The sequence below is a fragment of the Allobosea lupini genome (assembly GCF_900109525.1).
In the GTDB taxonomy this organism is placed as follows: domain Bacteria; phylum Pseudomonadota; class Alphaproteobacteria; order Rhizobiales; family Beijerinckiaceae; genus Allobosea; species Allobosea lupini.
Window position 1 is genome coordinate 57,482 of the sequence record NZ_FOAN01000001.1, and the last position, 24,203, is coordinate 81,684.

Here is a 24,203-nt window from a genome sequence, read left to right on the forward strand (position 1 = left end):
GCCCTGTTGCCAGGGAGCTTGAAATGCCGACACGTCGCGCTTTCATCGCAGGCACGGCTGCCGCAATCGCGGTCAGCAAACCCAATATCGGCCGCGGGGCCGATAAGAACGTCATCAAGTTCGTGCCGCAGGGCGACCTTGCCGTCGTCGATCCGATCTGGACGACGGCGACCGTCACGCGCAATCACGCCTTCCTCGCCTATGATACGCTGTTCGGACAGGACGAGAGCTACAAGGCGCAGCCGCAAATGGCCGAAGGCGCGCTCGCCGAGGCCGATGGCAAGAGCTGGACGATCAAGCTGCGCGAGGGCCTCAAGTTCCACGACGATACGCCGGTGCTGGCCAGGGATTGCGTCGCCAGCCTGAATCGCTGGGCCAAGCGCGATTCCTTCGGCCAGACGCTGATGGCGCAGACCGACGAACTGGTCGCTGTCGACGACAAGACCTTGCGTTTCAGATTGAAGAAGCCGTTCCCGCTGCTGCCCGACGCGCTCGCCAAGATGACGGCCTCGGTGCCGGTGATCATGCCGGAGCGCCTGGCGAAGACCGAGGCGACGACGCAGATCACCGAGGTGATCGGCAGCGGACCGTTCCGTTTCATCGCGAGCGAGCGCCAGCCCGGCAATCGGTCGGTCTACGAGAAGTTCACCGGTTACGTGCCGCGCGGCGACGGCAAGCCCGGCCGCACCGCTGGACCGAAGATCGTCCATGTCGAGCGGATCGAATGGCACACCCTGCCGGACCCGGCGACCGCGGCGGCGGCGCTGCAGAGCGGCGAGATCGACTGGGTCGAGCAGCCCCTGCCGGACATCCTGCCGCTGCTGGCCAAGGATCCGAAGCTCGAGGTCGCGATCAAGGAGACGACCGGCTCGATCGCGATCATGCGGATGAACCATCTGCATCCGCCCTTCGACAATCCGGCGATCCGCCGCGCCGTGCTGATGGCGATCGACCAGGCCGAGTTCATGGAGGCGGTCGGTGGCCCCGACAAGACGCTGTGGCGCACCGGCGTCGGGCTGTTCCCGCCAGGCACTCCGATGGCGAACGAGGCCGGCGTGGAGGTGCTGAATGGCCCGCGCGATATCGCCAAGGTCAAGCAGGCCCTGGCGGCTGCCGGCTACAAGGGCGAGAAGGTGGTGCTGCTCGGCGTTACCGATCTCGCCAATCTCAAGGCCGAATGCGAGGTCGGCGCCGAGATGCTGAAGCGCATCGGCATGAACGTCGACTACCAGGTGATGGACTGGGGCGCGGTGGTGACGCGCCGGGCCAACAAGGAGCCGCCGGGCAATGGCGGCTGGAACTGCTTCTTCACCGGCTGGAACGGCATCGATATTCTCGACCCGGTCGGCCACATCTCGTTGCGCGGCAATGGCATGGCCGCCTGGCCGGGCTGGCCAGTGGCGCCGAAGATCGAGGCGCTGCGCGAGGCCTGGATGGAGGCCTCCGACCTCGCTGGGAAGCAGAAGATCGCGGCCGAACTTCAGAAGCAGGCCTTCGAGGACGTGCCTTACGCGCCGCTGGGCCAGTATTTCCAGCCGACGGCCTTCAGCCGCAAGCTCACTGGTGTGCTGCCGAGCTTCCCGACCTTCTGGAACGTCAAGCGCGCCTAGCGAGCGCGGCCCTGGCGAGAAGGCCGCCGAGCAGCAGGCAGCCTGCCCGCAGCCAGGCTGCAAGTGCCTGGCGGCCGAGTTCCGGTGTGAGCTGGGCCGCCGGCGGCGGCAGACCGAGCGAGCGCAGGAGCTGATCGGCGAGGAGCGCGAGCACGAGGACCGCGACGAAGCCGGCCAGCGCTGCCATGACGCTGCGCAGCCAATACAAGGCCGGCACTATGGCAATGGTGGGAGCGGCAGGCGGGCGCATCGTCTGGTCCTCGGCGGGTCTGCGTCGAGGACGGACGAGGATCGGCGCTGCCGACACCACGTCGAAAAAATTCTGAAACGCCGCCCCCGCAAGGCTGCCAGGCGCGTTTCGACATGGACAACGCCGGCAATTCGGCCAATGTCCCGTTATCGCCACGCTTTCCTGCGAAAACCCTCCTCATAATGACCATTCACCATCCCGCCGTCCCCGCGCTGACCGTCTGGGTAGCGCTGGAGAGCCCCACCCATCACGTGCCCGGCGTCAACGGCATGATGGACCTCGTCGCCAGGGAGGTCGAAGGCCTGCCGATCGCGGTCGAGCGCGTTCCCGGCCGTGACGGGCTTGGCGACACCCTGATCCTGCGTGCCGGTGTCCGGAACGGCGAGAAGGCGATCGCATTGATGTCGCATCTCGACACGGTCCATCCGGTCGGGACCAGCGCCAAGGACCTGGCCGTCCGCGTCGAGGGCGACCGCCTTTACGGCCCCGGCGTGTATGACATGAAGGGCGGCGCCTGGCTCGCCCTGCAAGCCTTCAAGGACGCCGCCAAGGCCGGCACGGCGCAGCGGCCGCTGGTCTTCCTGTTCACGCCGGACGAGGAGATCGGCTCCCCGACCTCGCGTGAGCTGATCGAGGATATCGGCCGCGAGGCGATGGCGGTGCTCGTGACCGAGCCGGCGCGCGAGGGCGGCAAGATCGTTACGGCGCGCAAGGGCGTCGGCCGGTTCGAGGTCAAGCTCGAAGGCCGGCCGGCGCATTCCGGCTCGCGCCATGCCGATGGCCGCAACGCCATCCGCGAGGCGGCGCACCAGATCCTCGCGATCGAGGGCATGACCGACTATTCGCGCGGCATCACCACGACGGTCGCGCTGGTCGGCGGCGGCACCGCGGCCAACGTCATCCCGCAGCATGCCTGGTTCAGCGTCGATTGCCGCGTCACCACCGTTGCTGATGGTGTCGCGATGGAGCAACGCATCCTCGGCCTGAAGGCTCATGATCCGGATGTGAAGCTCTCGATCACCGGCGGCATGAACCGGCCGCCCTATGAGAAATCTCCGGAAGTCGCAGCGCTTTTCGAGCAGGCGCGGGCGGTGGCCGCCGAGGTCGGCTTCGACCTGCAGGACTGCCCGATGACCGGCGGCGGCTCGGACGGCAACTTCACCGCGGCGCTGGGCATCCCGACGCTGGACGGGCTCGGCATCGACGGCGATGGTGCCCACACCTTGCAGGAATACGCGCTGATCTCCTCGATCGCGCCGCGCCGGGCGCTGATCAAAGGGCTGCTGGAGACGCTGTGAGAGCGCCCCCCTTCCGTTAGCCGGACAAATCCGCTCTGATCCGTTCAAGGCCAAGAACCCGGCCGGAGCGGAGGAGTGCGGCATGAAGGGCTGGATCGCAGGTGTGCTCGGCGTGGTAGGCGTGATGGTGGCGGGAATGGCTGAGGCGCAGGATCTGATCGTCGAGAAGAAGGTCTTCGAGCTGCCGAGCTACACCACGCAGGGCGGCAGGACACTAAAGAACGTCAAGGTCGGCTGGGAGAGTTACGGCACGCTCAACGCCGACAAGTCCAATGCGATCCTGATCTGCCATTTCTTCTCGGCCAATTCGCACGCCGCCGGCAAATATGCGGTCGCCGACGCGGCGCCCGGCTACTGGGACGCGATCATCGGGCCGGGCAAGGCGATCGACACCAACAAGTATTTCGTCTTGTCCTCCGATACGCTGGTGAACCTCAACACCGGCGACCCGAAGGTGACGACCACCGGCCCGGCCTCGATCGACCCGGATACGAACAAACCCTATGCGCTCGATTTCCCGGTCGTGACCATCGGCGATTTCGTCAACGTCCAGAAGGCCCTGGTCGAGAGTCTTGGCATCAAGAAGCTGGTCATGGTCGCCGGTCCGTCGATGGGGGCGCTGCAGACCTATGAATGGGCGGCAAGCTATCCCGACATGGTCGGCAAGGCGATGGCGGTGATCGGGGCGGCCGAGGCCGACGCCCAGCTGATCGCCTGGCTCGACGTCTGGGCGGCGCCGATCCTGGTCGATCCGAACTGGAACAAGGGCGACTATTACGGCAAGACGCCGCCCAATGCGGGCCTCGCCAAGGCGCTGACGGTGGTGACGCTGCAGGCCAATCATGGCGACTGGACCAACGGCACCTTTGGCCGCCGCCCAGCCAAGGAGGGCGAGAACCCGGGGAAAGCGCTCGGCAACAAGTTTCAGGTCCAGAGCATCCTCGACAATGCCGGCGAAGCGCGCGCCAAGGTCTCCGACGCCAACCATTTCCTCTATCTGGTCAAGGCAAACCAGCTCTACGCCGCCGGCGGCAAGTCGCTCGCCGACGCGATGAGCCGGATCAAGGCGCCGCTTCTGATCGTCAATCAGCCCAAAGACCTGGTCTTCCCCGACGAGATGATCCAGCGCACCGTCGCCGAAGCGAAGAAGGCCGGGCGTGACGTGACCCATGTGACCATCCAGGGCACGCGCGGCCATCTCGACGGCGTGATCTCGATGAAGCAGGCGGAAGGGGCAGTGAAGGCGTTCCTGGAGAAGTAGCCGTAGGCTGCGCTATCCGGCAAAGCGCTCGCGATAGGCCTGCGGGCTCGCGCCGAGCCGGCGCAGGAAGGCGCGGCGCAAGGTCTCTTCGGAACCGAAGCCGCAGCGGCGGCCGGCCTGGGCGACGGACAGGCCCTGTTCGAGCAGGCGGCGCGCCGTTTCGATCCTGATTTCCTCGACGGCGCGGGCCGGCGTGCGGCCGGTCGCCTCGCGGTAGTGCCTCGCGAAGCTGCGCAGGCTCATATTGGCCTGTCCGGCCAGCCGCTCCAGCGAGAGATCGCCGCGCAGGTTCTCGACGATCCAGCCATGCAGCCGGTCGAAGCGCTCGTCCTTCTCCTGCAACGTCAGCGCTGCGCTGAACTGGGCCTGGCCGCCGGGGCGCTTGAGGAAGACGACGAGCTGGCGGGCGATGGCGAGCGCCGGCTCGCGGCCGAGATCGGCTTCGACCAGAGCGAGCGCGAGGTCGATGCCGGCGGTGACGCCGGCCGAGGTCCAGACCTCGCCGTCGCGAATATAGATCGGATCGGGCTCCAGCTTCACCGCCGGGAACATCGCCCGGAACTCGGCGCAGCGGCCCCAATGCGTCACGGCGCGCCTGCCGTCGAGCAGGCCTGCCGACGCCAGCAGGAAGGCGCCGCTGCAGACCGAGGCGACACGCTGCGCCGCCGCGGCGCGCTGCCGGACCCAGTCGACGAGTGCCGCATCCCGGCAGGCTGCGTTGACGCCGTAGCCGCCGGCGACGACCAGCGTGTGCAGCGGCGCGGCCGGCTCGGGAAGTGGGGCCGCGCCAAGCTCGAGCCGCGCGCTCGTGATCACGCGACCTTCGCCAGCGACGACCGCCGTCTCATAGGGCAGGGGTCGAGCGGCGAGATGAGCGAGGTCGTTGGCGGTGGCGAAGACCTGCAAGGGCCCGGCGACGTCGAGCAGTTGCCCGCCGGGAAAGGTCAGGATCTCGATGCGGCGCGGGTTTGGCATGAAGCGAGGGGTGCTTGGCAGTTCGGCCAGAGCTTTGCCTGCTAGGCTGCTCCCGTCAATCAGGAGTTCCGCCCATGTCCCTCAGCTTCGGCATTCTCGTCTTTCCGCAGGTCCAGCAGCTCGATCTGACCGGCCCCTATGAGGTCTTCGCGTCGGCAAGGGATGCGCAGGTGCATCTGATCTGGAAGGATAAGGCGCCGCTCAAGGCCGCGACCGGGCTGACACTGACGCCGACCACGACCTTCGCCGAGTGCCCGCCGCTCGATGTGCTCTGCGTGCCGGGCGGGGCCGGGGTCAATCCGCTGCTGACTGACGAGACCGTCCTCGCCTTCCTGCGCGAGCGGGCCGGGCAGGTGCGCTATCTCACCTCGGTCTGCACGGGATCGCTGGTACTGGGGATGGCCGGGCTGCTGAAAGGGAAGCGCGCGACCAGCCACTGGAACGCCCATGACCTGCTGGCGCGCTTCAGCGCGATCCCGACCGAGGGGCGCGTGGTGCGCGACGGCAATCTGATCACGGCGGGCGGTGTCACCTCCGGCATCGATTTCGGGCTCACCGTGATCGCCGAACTGCTCGGCGAGGAGGAGGCGCAACTGATCCAGCTCTCGCTCGAATATGCGCCTGAGCCGCCGTTCCGGGCCGGCACGCCGCAGGAGGCGCCGGAGGCGATCCTGGCTGCGGCAAGGCAGCGCCTTGCCGGCTCGCGCGCGGCGCGCGAAAAGCTGCTGGCGGCGCTGTAGGCTGCGGTTGAAGCGGGGCGAGCATGGCCGAGGACCGTAGCATTCTCCTGTTCTCCTACGGCACGCTGCAGCAGGACAATGTCCAGCTCGCCTCGTTCGGGCGCCTGCTCGACGGCCATGACGACGCCATGCCGGGCTTCGCCCAGACCATGCTGGAGATCACCGATCCCGAGGTGATCCGCACCAGCGGCAAGCGCTTCCATCCGGTGGTGGCGCCGAGCGACGATCCCGCCGACAGCGTGCCCGGCAAGGTCTTCAGCATCACGGCCGAAGAGCTCGCTGCCGCCGACCGCTACGAGGTCGCTGACTACAAGCGGATCAGCGTCCGGCTGGCCTCGGGCAAGGAGGCGTGGGTCTACGTCAAGGCGTGAACGCCACGCATTCGTCCGCGGGCCTTAGAGCGGGCGCTCCCGCAGTGCCTTGAGCGCAGCGTCCTTGGCGCCCTGCGCGAGCGCTTCCGTCGGGTAGTCCTGGCTGCGGAAGCGCCATTTGTCGCGCAGCAACCCGGCTTTGGCGACCGGTTCGGCGGTGAGCCGGGCCAGCTCGCCTTGCCGCTGCTCTCGCTTTGCTTCCAGCGCGGCCGCAGTTTCCACCGCCTGGCGCTGCGCCCTCTCCCGGTCACGCTCGGCCTGCTGCGCCTCGGTGATCTCGACCCAGCGCTGGGCCATCACCACGAGGCCTTCGGTATAGGGCGCGCCGTAGCCGACGCCGTAGCCGCCCCAGTTGGTGCGATCGAGCGAAACAGAGTACTGGCTGGCTGCATAGTAATAGCTGGCGGTGAGCGGCGTTACGGACTTGATCTCCCAGCCGCCCTCGGTCAGCTCGGCGATCAGCCCCGACAACTGCTCGTCCAGCGTCGACCGGTCGGGGGCGATGTGGCCCCAAACGGCATCGCCCTTGCTGCCCGTGTCTTCGTTCCGGTAGCCGCAGTGGAGCCGGCGGGTACAGCTCTCGATCAACCTCGGCATGGTCAGATGTCGCCAGCCTCTTCGAAGACCAGCCGCGAATGGGCGCCGGTGCTGCCGATGATTGCGCAGGAGGCCTTGTCGCGCTTCGGCGCCGGCCCGGTCAGGACGATCCGCGAGCCGAAGCCGTTTGGATTGTCCTCCATCATCCCCGCGACCGGGTAGGCGGCCGGCTCGCAGCCCTTCTTGAAGACATAGGCGGTACCACTGATCCGCTTGCCGTTGAAGCGTCCCTCGAACAGCAAGGTTCCGGAGCGGACCGTGCCGGCAATCGCGGCCTTGGGCTCGTCATAGACGATCCTGCCACGAGCCTCGTCGACGAGGACGGTCGAACCATTATGGTTCCAGAGCGAGCCGTCGAGCCCCGCGGCCGAGGCTTGTGCGATTGTTGTTGCGAAGGCGATGGCGGCCAGGCTGGTGATGCGCTGCATGATGCTCCTCTCTGCTTGCAAGCTGCATAGCAGCGACGTGTAAGCAATCGGTCCGCTTGCGGCGCGCAAGTCGAGCGAGCGAATTCATCGATGATTAGGATGGCACGGCACGTGCCCGGCTGCGGCGGTTCGGCTGATGGACAGCGGCCAGGCAGGTCGCTATCGACGGTGCCGGGGAGCCGGTCCTTGAGCGCAGCCAAGTCCATCAGAGCAAGATCCTGGGTCGCGATCGTCGCGGCCTATGTGCTCGTGCTGCAGGGGCTTTTCGGCGCGCTCGTCTCCGGGCAGAGTCTCGCGCCGGCGCTGCTCGATCGCGCCGCGCATCTGACGCTGTGCGCTCCCGGTTCCGAGAGCGTGCCGGTGCCGGGGCAGGAGCCCGCGCCACATCTGCCGGCCTGCTGCCTGCTCGGCTGCGCCTGGGTCGGCGCGGCGTATGCGCCGCCCGACCGGCCGGCGCTCCTCGAGGAGGTCGAGGCCGGCGTCACGATCGTCGGCTTTGACGATCTGACCGAACGGCCGCTGCCGGGGCAGGAGCGGCTCGCCGCACGCCCGAGAGGACCGCCCATTCGGACCTGACGCCGCGGCGGCCTTGAGGCCGCTTCCGCCGCAATGACCAAATGCTCCGCCAGGCCAGCGCGCCGGCGGCATTTCGGCAGGTCCATTTCGGGAAACCCAGCCATGACCGCTCACGCGGATATCCGCACGCGCGCCGATGCCGGCCGCGCCTTCGCATTATCGTCCGAATTCAAAGCCTTCATCGCGAGGCTGCACTTCTATGCCGGGCTGTTCGTCGGCCCGTTCATCCTGGTCGCGGCGCTGACCGGCACGCTCTATGTGCTGACGCCGCAGATCGAGAACCTGATCTATCGCGAGCAATTGACCGCGACCCAGGCGGGCGACCCCGCTTCGCTCGCCGCCCAGACCGAGGCCGCGCGAAAGCACATCGGCGAGGGGCCGCGCTTCTTCGCCATCCGCCCCGCCCCAGCCGCTGGCCAGACGACGCGCGTCATGTTCGCTCAAGCCGGTCTCGGCGATTCCGAAAGCCGGGCGATCTTCGTCGACCCGGTCTCGCTGGCGATCAAAGGCGACCTCATCGTCTACGGCACCAGCGGCATCCTGCCGTTCCGGACGCAGCTCGACTATCTGCATCGCAACCTGCTGCTCGGCGAATTCGGCCGCAACTACAGCGAGCTTGCCGCATCCTGGCTCTGGGCGGTGGTTCTGGGCGGCGTCCTGATGTGGTTCTGGCGGCGCCATCCACGAGCCGCCGAGCGGGCGCGGACGAACCCTGCGCTGCGCGACCGGCGCTGGCACGGGCTGATCGGGCTGACGCTGTCGCTCGGCCTCGTCTTCCTGTCGATCACCGGGCTGACCTGGTCGAAATACGCAGGCGACCGGATCGATGCGCTCCGGGCCAATCTAGGCTGGGTGACCCCTTCGGTCTCGCTGAAGCTCGGCGCGGCGCCCGCTACCGACGCGCATGCCCATCACGGCGATCATGACTCGGCCGTGGGTTCGGCCGCGCCTGGGAGCTTTCAACAGCTCGATGCGGTCTTTTCCGCCGCAAGGGCGGCCGGCATCGATTCTCCGCATGTCGAGATGCGCCCGCCCCGGGCCGAGGGCCAGGCTTGGCTCGTGCGCGAATACGATCGGAGCTGGCCGACGCAGGTCGACACGGTCGCGCTTGATCCGCGCGATCTCTCCATCGTCAGCCGGGCCGACTTCGAGACCTTTCCGCTGATCGCCAAGCTGATCCGCTGGGGCATCGACGCCCATATGGGCATCCTGTTCGGCTGGCCGAACCAATTGCTGATGACGGGCCTCGGCCTCGCGCTCGTCGTGACGACATTGCTCGGCTACCGGATCTGGTGGCGCCAGCGGCCGGCGCCGGGCTCGCTGCCGCGCACGCTGGTCCAGGCCTGGCTGCGGCTCGGCTGGGCGGGCAGGGCGATTGCGGCCGTCGTTGCCGCGGGATTGGGCTGGGCGCTGCCGCTGGTGGGCTTGAGCCTCGCAGCCTTCCTGCTCGTCGACATCGCCCGCTGGCGGCGGGCGCGAACGGCCTGAGCCCAAGCTCGATCCGGGGCGGCTCAGCCGCTCCGGATCACCGCCCTGATGCCGTCGATGACGAACTGCACCGCCAGCGCGGCGAGAATGACGCCGAGCAGGCGGGTCAGCACGACATTGCCGGTGACGCCGAGCAGGCGCGCGATCGGCACCGCCATCAGGAAGACGACGAGGCAGGAGAGGATCACCAGCCCGCAGATCGCGGCGAGCGAGGACAGCATTACGATGTCGCCGTTGGCGCGGCCGGCGAGCAGCATCATCGCGGTCAGGGCGCCGGGGCCGGCCATCAGCGGGATCGCCAGCGGGAAGGCGGCGACATTGCGGATATGGTCTTGGGTGATCGCGGTGTCGGCCGTCTGCTGCTTGCGCTCGTTGCGGCGCTCGAACACCATCTCGAACGAGATCCAGAACAGCAGGAAGCCGCCGGCGATGCGGAAGGCCGGCAGCGAGACGCCGAGCGCCTTCAGCACGACATCGCCGGCGAGGCCGAAGAAGGCCATGATGCAGAAGGCGATGATGCAGGCGCGCACCGCGACCTGCCGCCGCTCATTCGCCGACATGCCGCGCGTCAGCGACAGGAAGATCGGCGCCAGCCCCGGCGGGTCGAGCGTCACCAGCAAGGTGACGAGCGCGGAAGAGAGATATTCGGCGAACATGTCTCACCCCGAGCTTATTGCACTGCTCTTGTTGTCCTCTCGCCATTCCGGTGCTGCGCCGCGAGGCGGATTGTCCGGAACGACGGCGCGATTCCGCGCTTGCCGGGGCACTCTAGGCTCGGCCCGCAGCACCCGTCACGCAGGAAACATGGCGAGATTGGGGAGCCGACGCGAAAGCGAATCAAAAACGCCTCGTAAGTCGCTGCGATAAAACGGTTTTATTTTCTCTGAATAGATTCGCGTTTTGCTGGCTTCATGCGCCGGAATCGGGTAGCCAGAGCGTTGAAAAACCAGCGGTAAACGGGACTTTTTCCCTTGAGCGAAGACAACGACGACAAGCGCGACGACGGCCCGCAGCCGGGTGGCGACATCAAGCCGATCGCGATCACCGACGAGATGAAGAAGAGCTATCTCGATTACGCCATGAGCGTGATCGTGAGCCGCGCTCTCCCGGACGTCCGCGACGGCCTCAAGCCCGTGCACCGGCGCATCCTGTTCTCGATGCACGAGAACAAGAACCTGCCCGACCGACCCTATACGAAGTGCGCGCGCATCGTCGGCGACACGATGGGTAAATACCATCCGCACGGCAATCTCGCGGTCTATGACGCGCTGGTGCGCATGGCGCAGGACTTCTCGCTGCGCCTGCCGCTGATCGACGGCCAGGGCAATTTCGGCTCGATGGACGGCGACAGCCCGGCGGCCGATCGCTACACCGAGGCACGCCTCGACAAGGCGGCGATGCCGCTGTTGGAAGATCTCGACCTCGACACCGTCAACTTCCAGCCGAACTATGACGGCAAGGAGCACGAGCCGACGGTCCTGCCGGCGCGCTATCCGAACCTCCTGGTCAACGGCGCCGGCGGCATCGCCGTCGGCATGGCGACCAACATTCCGCCGCACAATCTCGGCGAGGTCATCGACGCCTGCATCGCGCTGATCGACGAGCCCGAGCTTTCGATCGACGACCTGATCGCGATCGTGCCAGGCCCGGATTTCCCGACCGGCGCCCAGATCATGGGCCGCAGCGGCATCCATTCGGCCTATCACACCGGGCGTGGCTCGATCGTGATGCGGGCCAAGACGCATATCGAGGAGCTGCGCAAGGAGCGCGAGGCGATCATCGTCACCGAGGTTCCCTATCAGGTGAACAAGGCGACGATGGTCGAGAAGATCGCCGATCTCGTCCGCGAGAAGCGGATCGAGGGCATCTCCGACCTTCGCGACGAATCGAACCGCGAAGGCGTACGCGTCGTCATCGAGATCAAGCGCGACGCCGTCGCCGATGTGGTGCTGAACCAGCTCTACCGCTTCACGCCGCTGCAGACCTCGTTCGGCGCCAATATGGTGGCGCTGACCGGCGGGCGGCCGGAAGTCCTGAACCTCAAGGACTTCATCTCGGCCTTCGTCGAGTTCCGCGAGGAAGTGGTCTCGCGGCGTACCCGCTACCTGCTCAACAAGGCGCGCGAGCGCGCCCATGTCCTGTGCGGCCTCGCCACTGCCGTCGCCAATATCGACGAGGTCATCCGGCTGATCCGCACGGCACCGACGCCGTCCGCCGCACATGAGGCCCTGATGGCGCGCGACTGGCCGGCCGACGACATCGCGCCGCTGATCGCGCTGGTCGACGATCCGCGTCACCCGATGAATGCGGATGGTACCTACCGCCTCTCGGACGCGCAGGCCAAGGCGATCCTCGAGCTGCGCCTTGCCCGCCTGACCGCTCTCGGCCGCGACGAGATCGGCGACGAGCTGGAGAAGCTCGCCAAGGAGATCGCCAACTATCTCGACATCCTGCGCTCGCGGGTGCGCATCCAGGAGATCATCAAGACCGAGCTCCTGGAGGTGAAGACCGCCTTCGCGACGCCGCGCCGCACCGAGATCCACGATTGGGGCTCGGATCTCGACGACGAGGACCTGATCGCCCGCGAGGACATGGTCGTCACCGTCTCCCATGCCGGCTACATCAAGCGCGTGCCGCTCTCGACCTATCGGGCGCAGAAGCGCGGCGGCAAGGGCCGCTCCGGCATGTCGACCCGCGACGAGGATTTCGTCACCCGCCTCTTCGTTGCCGACACGCATACGCCGATCATCTTCTTCTCCTCGCTGGGCCAGGCCTACAAGGAGAAGGTCTGGCGGCTGCCGCTTTCGGCGCCCAATGCGCGCGGAAAATTCCTCAACAACATGCTGCCGCTGGACAAGGACGAACGCATCACCACCGTGATGCCGCTGCCGGAGGACGAGGAGAGCTGGGGCCGGCTCGACGTGATGTTCGCCACCAAGACCGGCAATGTCCGGCGCAACAAGCTCTCCGACTTCGTCCAGGTCAACCGCAACGGCAAGATCGCGATGAAGCTCGACGAGGGCGATTCCATCGTCGACGTGCAGATCTGCTCCGAGCATGACGACGTCCTGCTGACCACGGCCGAGGGCCAGAGCATCCGCTTCGCGGTGCCGGAGGTGCGCGTCTTCAAGGGCCGCGACTCGACCGGCGTACGCGGCATCAACCTCGCCAAGGGCGACGAGGTGATTTCGCTTGCGATCCTGCACCATCTCGATGCGACGCCGGACGAGCGGGCTGCTTACCTGAAGCTCGCTTCGGCGGCCCGCCGCGCCGTGACCGGCGACGGTGACGAGGCGGCCGCGCCGGTCGCCGATGCGGAAGAGGCTGCCGGCGACATCGAACTCGGCCAGGACAAGTACGCCGAGATGGGCGCGTCCGAACAGTTCATCCTGACGGTGTCGGAAAAGGGCTACGGCAAGCGCACCTCGTCGTTCGAGTACCGGGTCACCGGGCGCGGCGGCAAGGGCATCACCGCAATGGTCGTCAATGAGCGCAACGGCAAGCTGATCGCCTCGTTCCCGGTGACCGACACCGACCAGATCATGCTGGTCACCGATGGTGGCCAGGTCATCCGGATCCCGGTCGAAGGGCCCAAGCCGATCCGCATCGCGGGGCGCTCGACCCAGGGCGTCACCATTTTCGACACGGCCGAAGGCGAGAAGGTCGTCTCGGTCGAGCGTATCGGCGAGGAGTCCGAGGAAGAGGGCGAGGCCGGCGAGACCGAGAATGGCGGTGAGGAGCCGGCCGGGGAGGCGTGAGCCTCCCTATCGGCTTCTCCTAACATTCTCCCGTTCTTGAAAGTGCGGGTCGTCCCGGGCGAAGCGGAGCGAAGAGCCGGGACCATTCCGGAACCTCTTCGGACGGGCTCCGGAATGGAGCCCGGATCGGCGCGGCTTGCCGCTTGTCCGGGATGACGCGGATGTGGAGAGTGATAGGCGCTCAGCGCAGCAGCGGGATCGCCTGGCCAATCGGCCGCAAGGCCGCATCGATCTCGGGCGTGAAGGCGGCGCCGAAGAACGGGCCGCGCAGGTCGAAGGGCACGCGCGTCGAGGTCGTCGTCGAATTCAACGCGCCGTTGAGGTCGAGCCAGCGCCGGGTGAGATCGGCAGTGCCGTTGAGGACCACAGTGTAGCCGGAGCCGGCGATCTGCGTGTCGGTGATGTAGAGCACGCCGAGATTGGCGAGCGCCGAGAGCTGCAGGGTCTCGAAGGTGCTCTTTCCCTGGCGCCAGTCGCGCGCGGAGGTCGGCGGCTTTTCCGCCTTGCGCAGCAGGTCTGGGAAGGCGATGCCGCGGAACTCGCCCTGCCGGATCGTCAGTCCGGCGCGGCCCGTCAGCGAACTCACCACCTGTTCCAGGCTGTTGCCGACGCCATCGAAGGCGAGTTGCCCGGTCGCGGTGCCGCTGAGGCGGGCGAGCGTCGGCAGGTCATCGGCGACCAGAGCGAGATTCACCTTCTCGAGGCCGAGCTGCAGCTTGACGTCGGCGCCGGCGGCGACCGGTGTGGCGAGGACGCGGGCGCGAGCCGAGCCGCCATAGGCCGAGGCGCGCAGCAGCGACGCCTCGAAGCGGCCCTTGCGGATCAGAAGCTGGGCCGCGAGATCCCCGAACCGGGCCGTGCCGATCCGGGCGGAGTCGAGGGACAGGCGCAAGTCGACATCATTGGTCGTCCAGCCGTCGAACTCGAGCGGTGTGCCGGCGTTGTCACCGTTGCCGGTCGGTGCCTGCGGTTCGGCCTGGCGCAGCAGGCGCCCGAGATCGAACTCGGCGCCGGCGAGCGTGCCGGAGAGCGCCCAGTTCGGCATGGCGCCGTCGAGCTTGAGAGCGCCCTCGAGCTGGTCGCCGTCGACCATGGCGACGACCGAGTCCAGCGCGACGCTGCTCTGGTTGATCTGGGCCTGCGCGGTCAGCTCGACCTGCCGGACGAGCGAAGCGATGCGCGGACGCGGGCCGATCCAGGCCAGGGCATCGGACAGCGATTTCGTGCTGAACTCGATCTGGCCACTGGTCGCATTCTGGGCGGCCGAGCGCGTGCCGTTGAGACGCAGATTCAGCAGGCGCGAGCCAAGCGAAAAGGCGGTGCGGGCCCGCTCGCCGGCTACCGGCCAGAGGATGTCGACCTTGGTGGCTTCGCCGCGCCAGGTGAAGGAGCCGGCGAGCGCGACCGGAGCCTGCGCTGTCCGTTCCTCGATCACCAGGTTGACGTCGCGCAGCGTCGTCAGGACCGTGCGGTCGGCGCGCATCATGACGCTGCCGGAGGTCAGGATGAGCCTGGTCTGGCCATCGAGCCGCGCGAGATAGCCGAGGACGCGATCGAGCCAGCCGGCATATCCGCCGCCGGATTCGTCGGATGCGACGTCGATCTCGGGGGCGACAAGATCGATGCGGTCAAAGTCGAGCTGGCCTGTGAGCAATGGGAGAAGGCGGGCGCGGGCGCGCAGGCGCGCCGCCTTGCCGGCGAGCACGCCCTGCGGATCGGCGAAGGTCACGTCGGACAGGCTGATCCGAGGCAGCGGGAGGATCGCGATCTCGGCCCGGCGCAGCCCCGTCACCTTGAGGCCGGTACGGGTCTCGATGCCGGCGACGACGGAGCGCTCGACCTGCGACACCGCGAGATTCCACGACCGCAGCCCGAGGGTGAGCAGCAGCGCAGCGGCCGCGGCGAGGCCGATCAGGAGTGCGCGTCGTGACATGGCCTGGTGTGTGGCCTTCATCTGCATAACGGCGGGGCCCCGTCGTCAGGCAATCCGATAACGCGAGCGATTCGACCGGCGGCCGGCATATCGTCGCGGCAAGGGTTTAGTCCTCCGGCCGGGGAATGTCGAGTTCGCGGCCCCTCCGGACGTCGAAAAGGCGGGGAAACATCTCAGTTTTCGCGTGAAACCGACGTTTGCTCGCCTGCGCGGGCGAGTCTCAGCGCCGGATAGATGCCGATCGCCACGATCAGCAGTGCCGCCAGCGCGCCGTCCTCGAAGACGCCGCGGGCGGCGTGGCCGTAGACCACCGTGGCGAGTGTGTCGAAGTTGAGTGGGCGCAGCAGCAGCGTCGCGGGCAGTTCCTTCATGCAGTCGACGAAGACGAGCAGGGCCGCAGCTGCGATGGCCGGGCGCATCAGCGGCCAATGCAGCCGGCGCAGCAATTCGCGCCTGTCGGCGCCGAGCGAGCGCGCGGCGTCGTCGATGCGCGGCGAGATGCGGGCATAGCCGCTCTCGACCCCGTTCACGGCAATCGTCAGGAAGCGCACGAGATAGGCGATGACCAACGCAGCGCCCGAGCCGAGCAGCAGCAGGCCAGGGCTCGCGCCGAAGAGCGCGCGGCTCGCATCGGCGACGACATTGTCGAAGGCGGCTAGCGGCACCAGCAGCCCGAGCGCCAGAACCGTGCCAGGTAGCGCATAGCCGAGCGAGGCGATGCGGGCGAGCAGCGGCAGGGCGCGCTCGCGCCCGAGCCGCAGCGCGGCGGCGATGCCGATGCCGATCACGACGATCAGCGCCGCGGCGAGCGCCGAGATCGCGACGGTGTTGGCGAGTGCGCGCCAGAGCGTCGGATCGGCCTGGGCGACGAGGTCGCGGCGCCACAACTCGCCGAGCAGGTAATAGAGCGGCAGCACCGCCCCGAATAGCGCTGGCAGGAAGCAGGCGAGCGACGCGATCCAGCCGCGAGCGCCGGAGAGCCGGATACGGCCGACCGGCCGCGGCCGCTTCACGGGGAGTGCGAAGCGTCGTGCTCCGCGCGTGCGCGCCTCGGCGGCCATCAGTCCGACCACGACAAGCAGCATGACACAGGCGATCTGGGTGGCGCCGGCCAGCGAGCCGCGATTGATCCAGGTGGTATAGACCGAGATCGTCAGGGAGCGGACGCCGAGATATTCGCTGGCGCCGATGTCGTTCAGCGTCTCGAGCAGAGCGAGCGTCAGCCCGGCGGCAAGGGCGGGGCGAGCCATCGGCAGGCCGATGCGCCAAAACAGCGGCCAGCGCCTTGTGCCGAGCGTGCGGGCGGATTCGATCAGCGCGGCGCTCTGCATCGAAAAAAGCGCGCGCACGCTGAGATAGACATAAGGGTAGAGCACGATCCCGAGGATGAAGACCGCACCCGGCAGGTTGCGCGGATCGGGAAACCAGTAGTCGCGCAGAGAGCGCCAGCCGGTCAGCGCCCTGAGCGCGCTCTGGAACGGTCCCTGGAAGCCGAGGATTTCGACGTAGACGTAAGCGGTGATGTAGGTCGGCAGCGCCAGCGGCATCACGAGCAGCCATTCGAGGCTGCGGCGGCCGGGAAACTCATATTGCGTCACCAGCCAAGCCGCGCCGGTGCCGACCGCCCCGCAGAAGAGTGCGACGCCGGCGAGGAGCAGCGCAGTGTTCCAGAGCGCGACGGGCAGGACGTTGGCGGCCAGGTGCGGCCAGACCGTCAGCGCCTCGCGCGACAATGCGGTGAAGGCGAGCGCCAGCACCGGCAGCGCGACCAGGCAGGCGGCGGCGGCCGTCAGATAGGCCAGACGCGTCGACGGCCGCCAGCGAGCTGGCGGCCGTGCTTGATGTGCTGCGGACGCGCTCAGGCTCAATTGTCGAAGCCGGCCTTGTCGACCAGCTCGGAGGCGGCCTTACGGTTCTTGGCGATGTCGGCGAGCGGCAGCTTGTCCGGGGTGACGGCGCCGAGCAGCTTCACGGCCGCGGCTTCCTTGACGTCGGCATTGACCGGGAACTCGAAATTGCCGTCGGCATAGATGTGCTGCGCCTTCTCGCCGAGCATGTACTCGATCAGCTTGACGGCGTTCTCCTTGTTCGGCGCGTGCTTGGCGATCGCGGCGGCCGAGACGTTCACATGGGTGCCGCCATTGGCGAAGGTGGTCTTGAGCGGCTTGATCGCCTCGTACCAGCCCTTCTGCTCGTTCGTCGCCTTGCTCATCAGCCCGATATAGTAGGTGTTGATGATGGCGATGTCGCACTGGCCCGAGAGGATGTCGCGGGCGACGTCGCGGTCGCCGCCGCCGGGCTTGCGGGCGGTGTTGGCCTTGAGCGCCTTGAGATAGGCTTCCGTCTTCTCCGCGCCGTGATGGCCGAGATAGGCCGAGAACAGCGCCGTGTTGTAGGGGTGCTGGCCCGAGCGGATGCAGAACTTGCCCTTCCACTTGGGATCGGCGAGGTCCTCATAGGTGATCGCGTCCTGCTTGACCCGGTCCTTGGAGACGATGACGATGCGGGCGCGCTTGGTCAGCGTGATCCAGTTGTCGCCGGCGCCGCGCAGCTGGGCCGGCACGATCTTGTCGACCAGCGCCGACTTGACCGGCTGGGTGACGCCGGCATCGGCCGCCGCCTGGATCTCGCCGACATCGACGACGAGCATCACGTCGGCCGGGCTGTTGGCGCCCTCGGCCTGGATGCGCTGCTGCAGGCCGTCCTTGAGAAAGACCGCGTTGACCTTGATGCCGGTGTCCTTGGTGAAGGCCTCGATCACCGGGTTGAGCAGAGCCGGCTCACGCGTCGTGTAGAGGTTGACGCTCTGCGCAAGGGCAGGGGCGGCCAGCAGGCAAGACGCCAGGGCTGTCGCGGCGAGCGCTGTGCGGATGGTCATGGTTCGCTCCTTCGGGCGGGGGCTGTGCAAATCGGCCATTCGGGAGGGAGCGGTAGTGCGGCAAATCCAGGCGGTCAAGGGAATATCCCTGTCATTTCAATGTGTTATATAGATTCTAAACTGGCTTCTTATTTGATGAATTCTAATCTATGGAGCCTCAAAGGCACGGCAGCGCTGCACTTGGTATCGGCCCAACGGTTCAAAAGTCACAGCACTTCAATGATTTGGCGGGAAGGGGCGCTGTTCCTGAGGCAGTTCGGGTCGGCGCCTGCCGAGCTGGCGATATTCGCTTGGTCCGTGCAACATCCGGCGTAGTGGCGGGATCGTGAGCACCGAGCGACGGGCGGCTGCACGCTGGGGTTGCAGGTGACGGCGCTATCGATGCCGTGGCGAGCCCTGGGGACGTGACTTTTCTACAACATCGGCAGCTATTGCAGCGTTGCGGCGGCGGGCTGCCACGATTGCCGCGAAGCCGCCACAAAGCGGCCCCAGCTGCAAACTTCAGTAACTATCTGAGATACGGAAGAATTAAGCCCCCTCAGGCAGGATGTAGAGCAGAAAAATGCTCGCGGCCGGCTCGGGGGCGGATGATTGCACCAGCGGGCGGCGGCGTGGCACATCTGGCGCCCGCCAGGTGGGGTGGCGGGACAGAGTTTGAATGGACGCGCGCGTATTCGATAAGTCGAAGCTGCCCAGCCGGCACGTCAGTGTCGGGCCGGCCCGTGCGCCGCATCGCTCCTATTATTATGCGATGGGCATGACCGCGAAGCAGATCGCGCAGCCCTTCGTCGGCGTCGCCTCCTGCTGGAACGAGGCTGCTCCCTGCAACATCGCCCTGATGCGTCAGGCCCAGGCCGTGAAGAAGGGCGTTGCCGCGGCCGCCGGCACGCCGCGCGAGTTCTGCACGATCACCGTGACCGACGGCATCGCCATGGGCCACCAGGGCATGAAGTCGTCGCTGGCCTCGCGCGAGGTCATCGCCGACTCGGTCGAGCTCACCATGCGTGGCCATTGCTACGACGCGCTGGTCGGCCTCGCCGGCTGCGACAAGTCGCTGCCCGGCATGATGATGGCGATGGTGCGCCTCAACGTGCCCTCGATCTTCATCTATGGCGGCTCGATCCTGCCGGGCAATTTCAAAGGCCAGCCGGTCACCATCCAGGACGTGTTCGAGGCCGTCGGCAAGCACTCGGTCGGTGCGATGTCTGACGAGGATCTGAAGGAGCTCGAGGAGGTCGCCTGCCCGTCCTCCGGCTCCTGCGGCGCCCAGTTCACCGCCAACACCATGGCGACCGTGGCCGAGGCGATCGGCCTGGCGCTGCCCTATAGCTGCGGCGCGCCGGCGCCCTACGATGTCCGCGACACCTTCTGCTACACCGCCGGCGAGATGGTGATGGACCTGATCGCCCGGAACATCCGTCCGCGCGACATCGTCACCCGCAAGGCGCTGGAGAATGCCGCGATGGTCGTCGCTGCCTCGGGCGGCTCGACCAATGCGGCGCTGCATCTGCCGGCGATCGCGCATGAATGCGGCATCGATTTCGACCTGTTCGCCGTCGCCGAGATCTTCAAGAAGACGCCCTACGTCGCCGATCTGAAGCCGGGCGGCAAATACGTCGCCAAGGACATGTTCGAGGTCGGCGGCATTCCGCTCCTGATGAAGACGCTGCTCGACAACGGCTATCTGCACGGCGACTGCATGACCGTGACCGGCCGCACCATCGCCGAGAACCTCGCTTCGGTGAAGTGGAACGACAAGCAGGACGTCGTCCATCCCGCGAACAAGCCGATCACGCAGACCGGCGGCGTCGTCGGCCTCAAGGGCAATCTCGCCCCGGAGGGCGCGATCGTGAAGATCGCCGGCATGCCGACCGAGAGCCTCGTCTTCGCCGGCCGGGCGCGCTGCTTCGACTGCGAGGAGGATGCCTTCAAGGCCGTCACCAACCGCGACTACCAGGTCGGCGACGTGCTGGTGATCCGCTATGAGGGCCCCAAGGGCGGCCCGGGCATGCGCGAGATGCTGTCGACCACCGCGGCGCTCTACGGCCAGGGCATGGGCGACAAGGTCGCGCTGATCACAGACGGGCGCTTCTCGGGTGCGACCCGCGGTTTCTGCGTCGGTCATGTCGGTCCGGAAGCCGCCGTCGGCGGGCCGATCGGCCTGATCCGCGACGGCGACATCATCGAACTCGACGCCATCACAGGAAAGCTCGCAGTCCGCCTTTCTGATGCCGAACTTGAAGCGCGTCGTAAGGACTGGACGCCGCGCCAGACGGATTATCGGTCGGGTGCGCTTTGGAAATACGCGCAGACGGTCGGATCCGCCAAGGGCGGCGCCGTCACCCATCCGGGAGGCGCAGCCGAGATACAGTGCTATGCGGATATCTGAGGCCATCATTGCAGGAGCATTGCTTGCTCTGGGCTGCCAGTCGGCAGCCTGGGCACAGAATGCGTCCGTAGAGCGCGTGCCGCTGCCGCCGCTACCGATTCCAGGCGCCGCCCTGCCGGAGCCGGAGGTGGAGAGCCGCGCTGCGCCCGTGCCGCTCAGCCGCGGCGTGATCGCGCCGGCGCCGAGCGGGCCGGCCGCCCACACCGCCTTGCCGATCGCCCCGTTCAGCAGCGCCCGCGACGCGCTGAAGGCCTGGATGCGCGATTCGACCGCCGGCGATCAGGCCGGTGCCGTCAAGGCGCTCGAATATGCGGCTGCTCAGGGCCATCTCGCCGCGCAGTTCAAGCTCGGCCGGGTCTATGCCAGCGGCGATGGCGTTCCGACCAATGATCTCAAGGCGTTCGAGTATTTCTCGAAGATCGCGGACGAGAACGCCGACGAAATTCCCGGCACCTCGGACGGGCGCATCGTCGCGGCCGCCTTCGTCGCGCTCGGCGGCTATTTCCTCGACGGGGTCAAGGGCACCTATGTGAAGCCCAATCCTGACCGCGCCTTCGACATGTTCCACTACGCCGCCTCCTATTTCGGCGACCCGGACGGCCAGTACAATCTTGCCCGGCTCTATCTCAACGGCACCGGCGTGGCGCGCGATCCGCGCCAGGCGGCGCGCTGGATGAAGCTCGCGGCCGAGAAGGGCCATGCCCCGGCGCGCGCCGTCTTCGGCGACATGCTGCTGCGCGGTGGCGACGGCGTGCCGCGCCATCCGATCATGGGCCTGATGTGGCTCGCGCTGGCCCGGGAGGGCGCCGACACTGCCCGCGAGGGCTGGATCGTCGAGCGCTACGATGCGGCCTTCGCCAATGCGAGCGCAGGCGACCGGACGGCTGCGCTTGCCCTGGCCGAGCGCCAGCACGGTCGCGCCGAGCGGCGCTGACGATCTCTGCATCCATTCCGTGCCGGGCGACGTAGCCGAGATATCGCATCTCGGAGTCTTCGCCATGCGCGACGCGGCATTCTTCAGCTTCCTCGGGGTCTGCGCCGCACTCGCCTTTCACGGGGCCGGCGCGCAGGAGCGCTTCGAAGACTGGCCGGTGCTGACGAATCCGTTCCCTAGCACGGGCGGCGGCGGCATCATGATCCATGACTATGATCCGGTCGTCGCCAGCGGCCGGTGCACGACGAAGTTCCGCGCCGTCGAGCCGAACGGGACGACCTATCACAACCTGATCGAGTTTGAGGCGGCCGAGACGCAGGGTGGCGTGCTCTGCAGCAACGGCCAATGGCGCTCCGCTGACGGCACTGCCAGCGGCACGACGCCTTTTCGGGTGTTCATCAAGGACGGTGTCAAGCGCGGCTCGCCGCAATAGCGCCGGCATTCATTCCGGGCGAGCTGCGAAGCCGCGGAGACCTTGGATGACAGCCTGATAGATGGGTGAGTCCGCCGAGCGCGACTCAGTTCAGCTCGACCAGCACCGGGACATGATCCGAGGCCTTCTCCCAGCCGCGGACATGCTTGGCGATCGAGACCGCGCCGAGCCTGTCGGCGGCCTGCGGCGAGAGCAGGAGATGGTCGATGCGGATGCCGTTGTTCCGCTGCCAGGCGCCAGCCTGATAATCCCAGAAGGTGTAGAGGCCGGGTGCGTCAGTGGTGGCCCGCAACGCCTCGGTGAAGCCGAGGCTCTGCAGCTTGCGGAAGGCGGTGCGGGTCGGCGGCAGGAAGAGCGCATCGCCGGTCCAGGCGGCAGGGTCGCGAGCGTCGCGCGGCTCGGGGATGACGTTGTAGTCGCCGGCCAGCACCAATGGCTCCTCATGGGCCAGCAAGCCCTTGGCATGCACCGCAAGCCGCTCCATCCAGGCGAGCTTGTAGGGGTATTTCTCGGTGTTCGGCGGGTTGCCGTTGGGCAGGTAGATCGAGGCGAGGCGGACGACGCCGTCGCCCAGCGGCAGCACGCCTTCGAGATAGCGCGCCTGCTCGTCGCTTTCATCGCCCGGCAGACCGCGCCTGACATCCTCGAGCGCATGGCGCGAGATGATGGCGACGCCGTTGAAGCCTTTCTGGCCGTGAGTGGTGACCTGCCAGCCGGCGTCCTCGATCTCGGCGCGCGGAAAGTCGGCGTCGACGCATTTCAGCTCCTGCAGGCAGAGCGCATCGGGCTCGGCCTCCTTCAGGAAAGCGAGGACATGGGTCAGCCGCTGACGGATCGAGTTGACGTTCCAGGTGGCGATGCGCACGGGCCGGCTCCGATTCAGACGAGCGGAGACTAAGAGCCGGCCAAGCCGTCAATGCAAGTCAGCAGCGGTCATAAAAAACCTCCCGACCTGGGCCGGGAGGTTCTGATCATTCGGCGTATCGGCCGTGCCTTACGGGCAGGCGCGAACCACGCCGCCGGAGGCGATATAGGTACCGGTCTGCGGGTCGTAGCTGCGGAAGCGGCGCGAGCAATAGGCGATCGCGTCGGCATCCGGCTCCACGTAGACAGGTCGGGGCGCAGCATAGACCGGCGGCGGGACCGGCTCGGCATAGACCGGCCCGGGCGCGAGCAGGGCGCCTGCGGCAAGAGCGCCGAGCGCGCCCGCTGCAATGCCGGCGCCGACGGCTGCGCCGCGGTTATAGCGATAGCCGCGCCCGTAATAGCCATAGCGCGGGCCATAGTAGCGGCGGTACTGTACCTGCTCGACGAGATTGGTCGAGCCGGCGGTCGCTATGGCGGCGGAGGCCGGCGCGAGCGGCGCGGCCGTCGCCGGTGTCGCGAGGGCGAAACCGCCAGCGAGGGCGGCGGCGATCATCGTCGTCCTGATCATCTCGAACTCCTTGTCCCTCCGAACGGGAGGATTCACGGGCGAACCTACCGGCATTGCCCGAACTCTGTCACCTTACCTTAGGAAGTAGACGCAAAACGCGGCCAAATTTCAACGACTTCCGGCTTTCATCTGTATTTTTCGGCTTGCGTACGGCCGCGTGAGGCCCCATCTGGCGGACGTTTCCGCAGCGCACAATCCATCTGGGAGCCCCATGTCGCAGCCAGCCGATCCCGCAGACCAGCCTGCCCAAGGCCTGAAGCCGCTGCCGATGGTGATCTTCGCCTCGCGCTGGCTGCAGGTGCCGCTCTATCTCGGCCTGATCGTGGCGCAGTGCGTCTACGTCTTCCTGTTCCTCAAGGAGCTCTGGCACCTCGTCAGCCACGCCTTCGATTTCAGCGAGCAGCAGATCATGCTGGTCGTGCTCGGCCTGATCGACGTGGTGATGATCTCGAACCTGCTGATCATGGTGATCGTCGGCGGCTACGAGACCTTCGTCTCGCGTCTGCGCCTGCAGGGGCATCCCGACCAGCCGGAATGGCTGAGCCATGTCAACGCCTCGATCCTGAAGATCAAGCTCGCCATGGCGATCATCGGCATCTCCTCGATCCACCTGCTGCGGACCTTCATCGAGGCCGGCAACATTGGCGGGCCGACGGCAACAAACTACACCGCGACCGGCGTGCTGCTGCAGACGCTGATACACACCATCTTCATCTTCTCGGCGATCGGCATCGCCTGGGTCGATCGGATGACGCTCGGCGGCACCGGCAAGGGGCATTGAAGGTAGCCGTGGGCGCCACGTAAGCGGCGAGCCTGGCTAGAGTCGCGACGGTTCGTCATGCTCGCCCT

22 protein-coding genes are annotated in these 24,203 nt (G+C 67.2%); 12 read left to right on the plus strand and 10 right to left on the minus strand.

Features of this window, described 5'->3' with window-relative positions; translation table 11 throughout:
- The first annotated feature begins 23 nt into the window (after positions 1-23).
- Positions 24-1,610: an ABC transporter substrate-binding protein gene (locus BMZ21_RS00310; RefSeq protein ID WP_091828547.1), complete on the plus strand. Its 1,587-nt coding sequence runs from the start codon at positions 24-26 to the stop codon at positions 1,608-1,610.
- On the opposite strand, the gene BMZ21_RS00315 is transcribed toward BMZ21_RS00310, so the two are convergent.
- Complete coding sequence (locus BMZ21_RS00315; protein ID WP_143079618.1) at positions 1,597-1,860, minus strand: hypothetical protein; 264 nt, start codon at positions 1,858-1,860, stop codon at positions 1,597-1,599. The genes BMZ21_RS00310 and BMZ21_RS00315 overlap by 14 nt on opposite strands.
- A 182-nt stretch (positions 1,861-2,042) precedes the next feature.
- Here BMZ21_RS00315 and BMZ21_RS00320 point away from each other — a divergent pair, with 182 nt between their 5' ends.
- Entirely contained in the window at positions 2,043-3,158 is a 1,116-nt protein-coding gene (locus BMZ21_RS00320) for a M20 family metallopeptidase (RefSeq protein ID WP_091828551.1), read from the plus strand.
- Positions 3,159-3,240: 82 nt separating this feature from the next.
- Positions 3,241-4,419 (plus strand): E22 family MetX-like putative esterase, encoded by a 1,179-nt coding sequence (locus BMZ21_RS00325; protein ID WP_091828553.1) that lies wholly within the window; start codon positions 3,241-3,243, stop codon positions 4,417-4,419.
- Positions 4,420-4,431: 12 nt separating this feature from the next.
- On the opposite strand, the gene BMZ21_RS00330 is transcribed toward BMZ21_RS00325, so the two are convergent.
- Entirely contained in the window at positions 4,432-5,394 is a 963-nt protein-coding gene (locus BMZ21_RS00330; protein ID WP_091828554.1) for a GlxA family transcriptional regulator, read from the minus strand.
- Positions 5,395-5,468: 74 nt separating this feature from the next.
- Here BMZ21_RS00330 and BMZ21_RS00335 point away from each other — a divergent pair, with 74 nt between their 5' ends.
- Together BMZ21_RS00335 and BMZ21_RS00340 are read left to right on the plus strand one after the other, a co-directional pair.
- Positions 5,469-6,134 (plus strand): DJ-1/PfpI family protein, encoded by a 666-nt coding sequence (locus BMZ21_RS00335; RefSeq protein ID WP_091828556.1) that lies wholly within the window; start codon positions 5,469-5,471, stop codon positions 6,132-6,134.
- Positions 6,135-6,157: 23 nt separating this feature from the next.
- Complete coding sequence (locus BMZ21_RS00340) at positions 6,158-6,505, plus strand: gamma-glutamylcyclotransferase family protein (RefSeq protein ID WP_091828558.1); 348 nt, start codon at positions 6,158-6,160, stop codon at positions 6,503-6,505.
- Positions 6,506-6,529: 24 nt separating this feature from the next.
- Here the strand turns inward: BMZ21_RS00340 and BMZ21_RS00345 are convergent, their stop codons facing one another.
- Together BMZ21_RS00345 and BMZ21_RS00350 are read right to left on the minus strand one after the other, a co-directional pair.
- Entirely contained in the window at positions 6,530-7,102 is a 573-nt protein-coding gene (locus BMZ21_RS00345; RefSeq protein ID WP_091828560.1) for a hypothetical protein, read from the minus strand.
- A gap of 2 nt (positions 7,103-7,104) precedes the next feature.
- A complete protein-coding gene (locus tag BMZ21_RS00350; RefSeq protein WP_091828562.1) occupies positions 7,105-7,530 on the minus strand; it encodes a hypothetical protein in 426 nt (141 codons plus the stop codon).
- Between the two features lie 186 nt (positions 7,531-7,716).
- Between BMZ21_RS00350 and BMZ21_RS00355 the strand changes: the two genes are divergently transcribed.
- On the plus strand, positions 7,717-8,106 hold the full coding sequence (locus BMZ21_RS00355) for a hypothetical protein (RefSeq protein ID WP_091828563.1): 390 nt from the start codon (positions 7,717-7,719) through the stop codon (positions 8,104-8,106).
- A 102-nt stretch (positions 8,107-8,208) separates the two neighbouring features.
- Positions 8,209-9,594 (plus strand): PepSY-associated TM helix domain-containing protein, encoded by a 1,386-nt coding sequence (locus BMZ21_RS00360; RefSeq protein ID WP_091828565.1) that lies wholly within the window; start codon positions 8,209-8,211, stop codon positions 9,592-9,594.
- Positions 9,595-9,617: 23 nt separating this feature from the next.
- On the opposite strand, the gene BMZ21_RS00365 is transcribed toward BMZ21_RS00360, so the two are convergent.
- Positions 9,618-10,250, minus strand: a complete 633-nt coding sequence (locus BMZ21_RS00365) for a MarC family protein (protein WP_091828567.1) — start codon at positions 10,248-10,250, stop codon at positions 9,618-9,620.
- A gap of 315 nt (positions 10,251-10,565) precedes the next feature.
- Between BMZ21_RS00365 and gyrA the strand changes: the two genes are divergently transcribed.
- Entirely contained in the window at positions 10,566-13,352 is a 2,787-nt protein-coding gene (gene gyrA / locus BMZ21_RS00370) for a DNA gyrase subunit A (RefSeq protein WP_280141459.1), read from the plus strand.
- Positions 13,353-13,533: 181 nt separating this feature from the next.
- On the opposite strand, the gene BMZ21_RS00375 is transcribed toward gyrA, so the two are convergent.
- The 3 genes from BMZ21_RS00375 to BMZ21_RS00385 form a co-directional block, all read right to left on the minus strand.
- Positions 13,534-15,285 carry an AsmA family protein gene (locus tag BMZ21_RS00375; protein WP_167561479.1) on the minus strand — a complete coding sequence of 584 codons (1,752 nt, stop codon included), beginning with the start codon at positions 15,283-15,285 and terminating at the stop codon, positions 13,534-13,536.
- A gap of 173 nt (positions 15,286-15,458) precedes the next feature.
- Entirely contained in the window at positions 15,459-17,153 is a 1,695-nt protein-coding gene (locus BMZ21_RS00380) for an ABC transporter permease (RefSeq protein WP_244543638.1), read from the minus strand.
- The gene (locus BMZ21_RS00385) at positions 17,150-18,163 is read right to left on the minus strand and encodes an extracellular solute-binding protein (RefSeq protein ID WP_091828571.1); all 1,014 of its coding nucleotides are present in this window, start codon (positions 18,161-18,163) and stop codon (positions 17,150-17,152) included. The genes BMZ21_RS00380 and BMZ21_RS00385 overlap by 4 nt, the downstream gene beginning before the upstream one ends.
- Before the next feature lie 658 nt (positions 18,164-18,821).
- Here BMZ21_RS00385 and ilvD point away from each other — a divergent pair.
- From ilvD to BMZ21_RS00400, 3 genes are all read left to right on the plus strand, one after another.
- Positions 18,822-20,552 (plus strand): dihydroxy-acid dehydratase, encoded by a 1,731-nt coding sequence (gene ilvD / locus BMZ21_RS00390; protein ID WP_091828573.1) that lies wholly within the window; start codon positions 18,822-18,824, stop codon positions 20,550-20,552.
- Positions 20,553-20,700: 148 nt separating this feature from the next.
- Positions 20,701-21,486, plus strand: a complete 786-nt coding sequence (locus BMZ21_RS00395) for a tetratricopeptide repeat protein (RefSeq protein ID WP_425285405.1) — start codon at positions 20,701-20,703, stop codon at positions 21,484-21,486.
- 64 nt (positions 21,487-21,550) lie between these two features.
- On the plus strand, positions 21,551-21,919 hold the full coding sequence (locus tag BMZ21_RS00400) for a hypothetical protein (RefSeq protein WP_143079619.1): 369 nt from the start codon (positions 21,551-21,553) through the stop codon (positions 21,917-21,919).
- Between the two features lie 85 nt (positions 21,920-22,004).
- Here BMZ21_RS00400 and xth read toward each other — a convergent pair whose 3' ends face one another.
- Both xth and BMZ21_RS00410 read right to left on the minus strand, forming a co-directional pair.
- Positions 22,005-22,784, minus strand: a complete 780-nt coding sequence (gene xth / locus BMZ21_RS00405; protein ID WP_091828578.1) for an exodeoxyribonuclease III — start codon at positions 22,782-22,784, stop codon at positions 22,005-22,007.
- A gap of 129 nt (positions 22,785-22,913) precedes the next feature.
- Positions 22,914-23,354, minus strand: coding sequence for a BA14K family protein (locus tag BMZ21_RS00410; RefSeq protein ID WP_091828580.1), 441 nt, complete (start codon positions 23,352-23,354; stop codon positions 22,914-22,916).
- A gap of 211 nt (positions 23,355-23,565) precedes the next feature.
- Here BMZ21_RS00410 and BMZ21_RS00415 point away from each other — a divergent pair, with 211 nt between their 5' ends.
- Positions 23,566-24,135 carry a TIGR00645 family protein gene (locus BMZ21_RS00415; RefSeq protein ID WP_091828581.1) on the plus strand — a complete coding sequence of 190 codons (570 nt, stop codon included), beginning with the start codon at positions 23,566-23,568 and terminating at the stop codon, positions 24,133-24,135.
- The last annotated feature ends 68 nt before the right edge of the window (positions 24,136-24,203 follow it).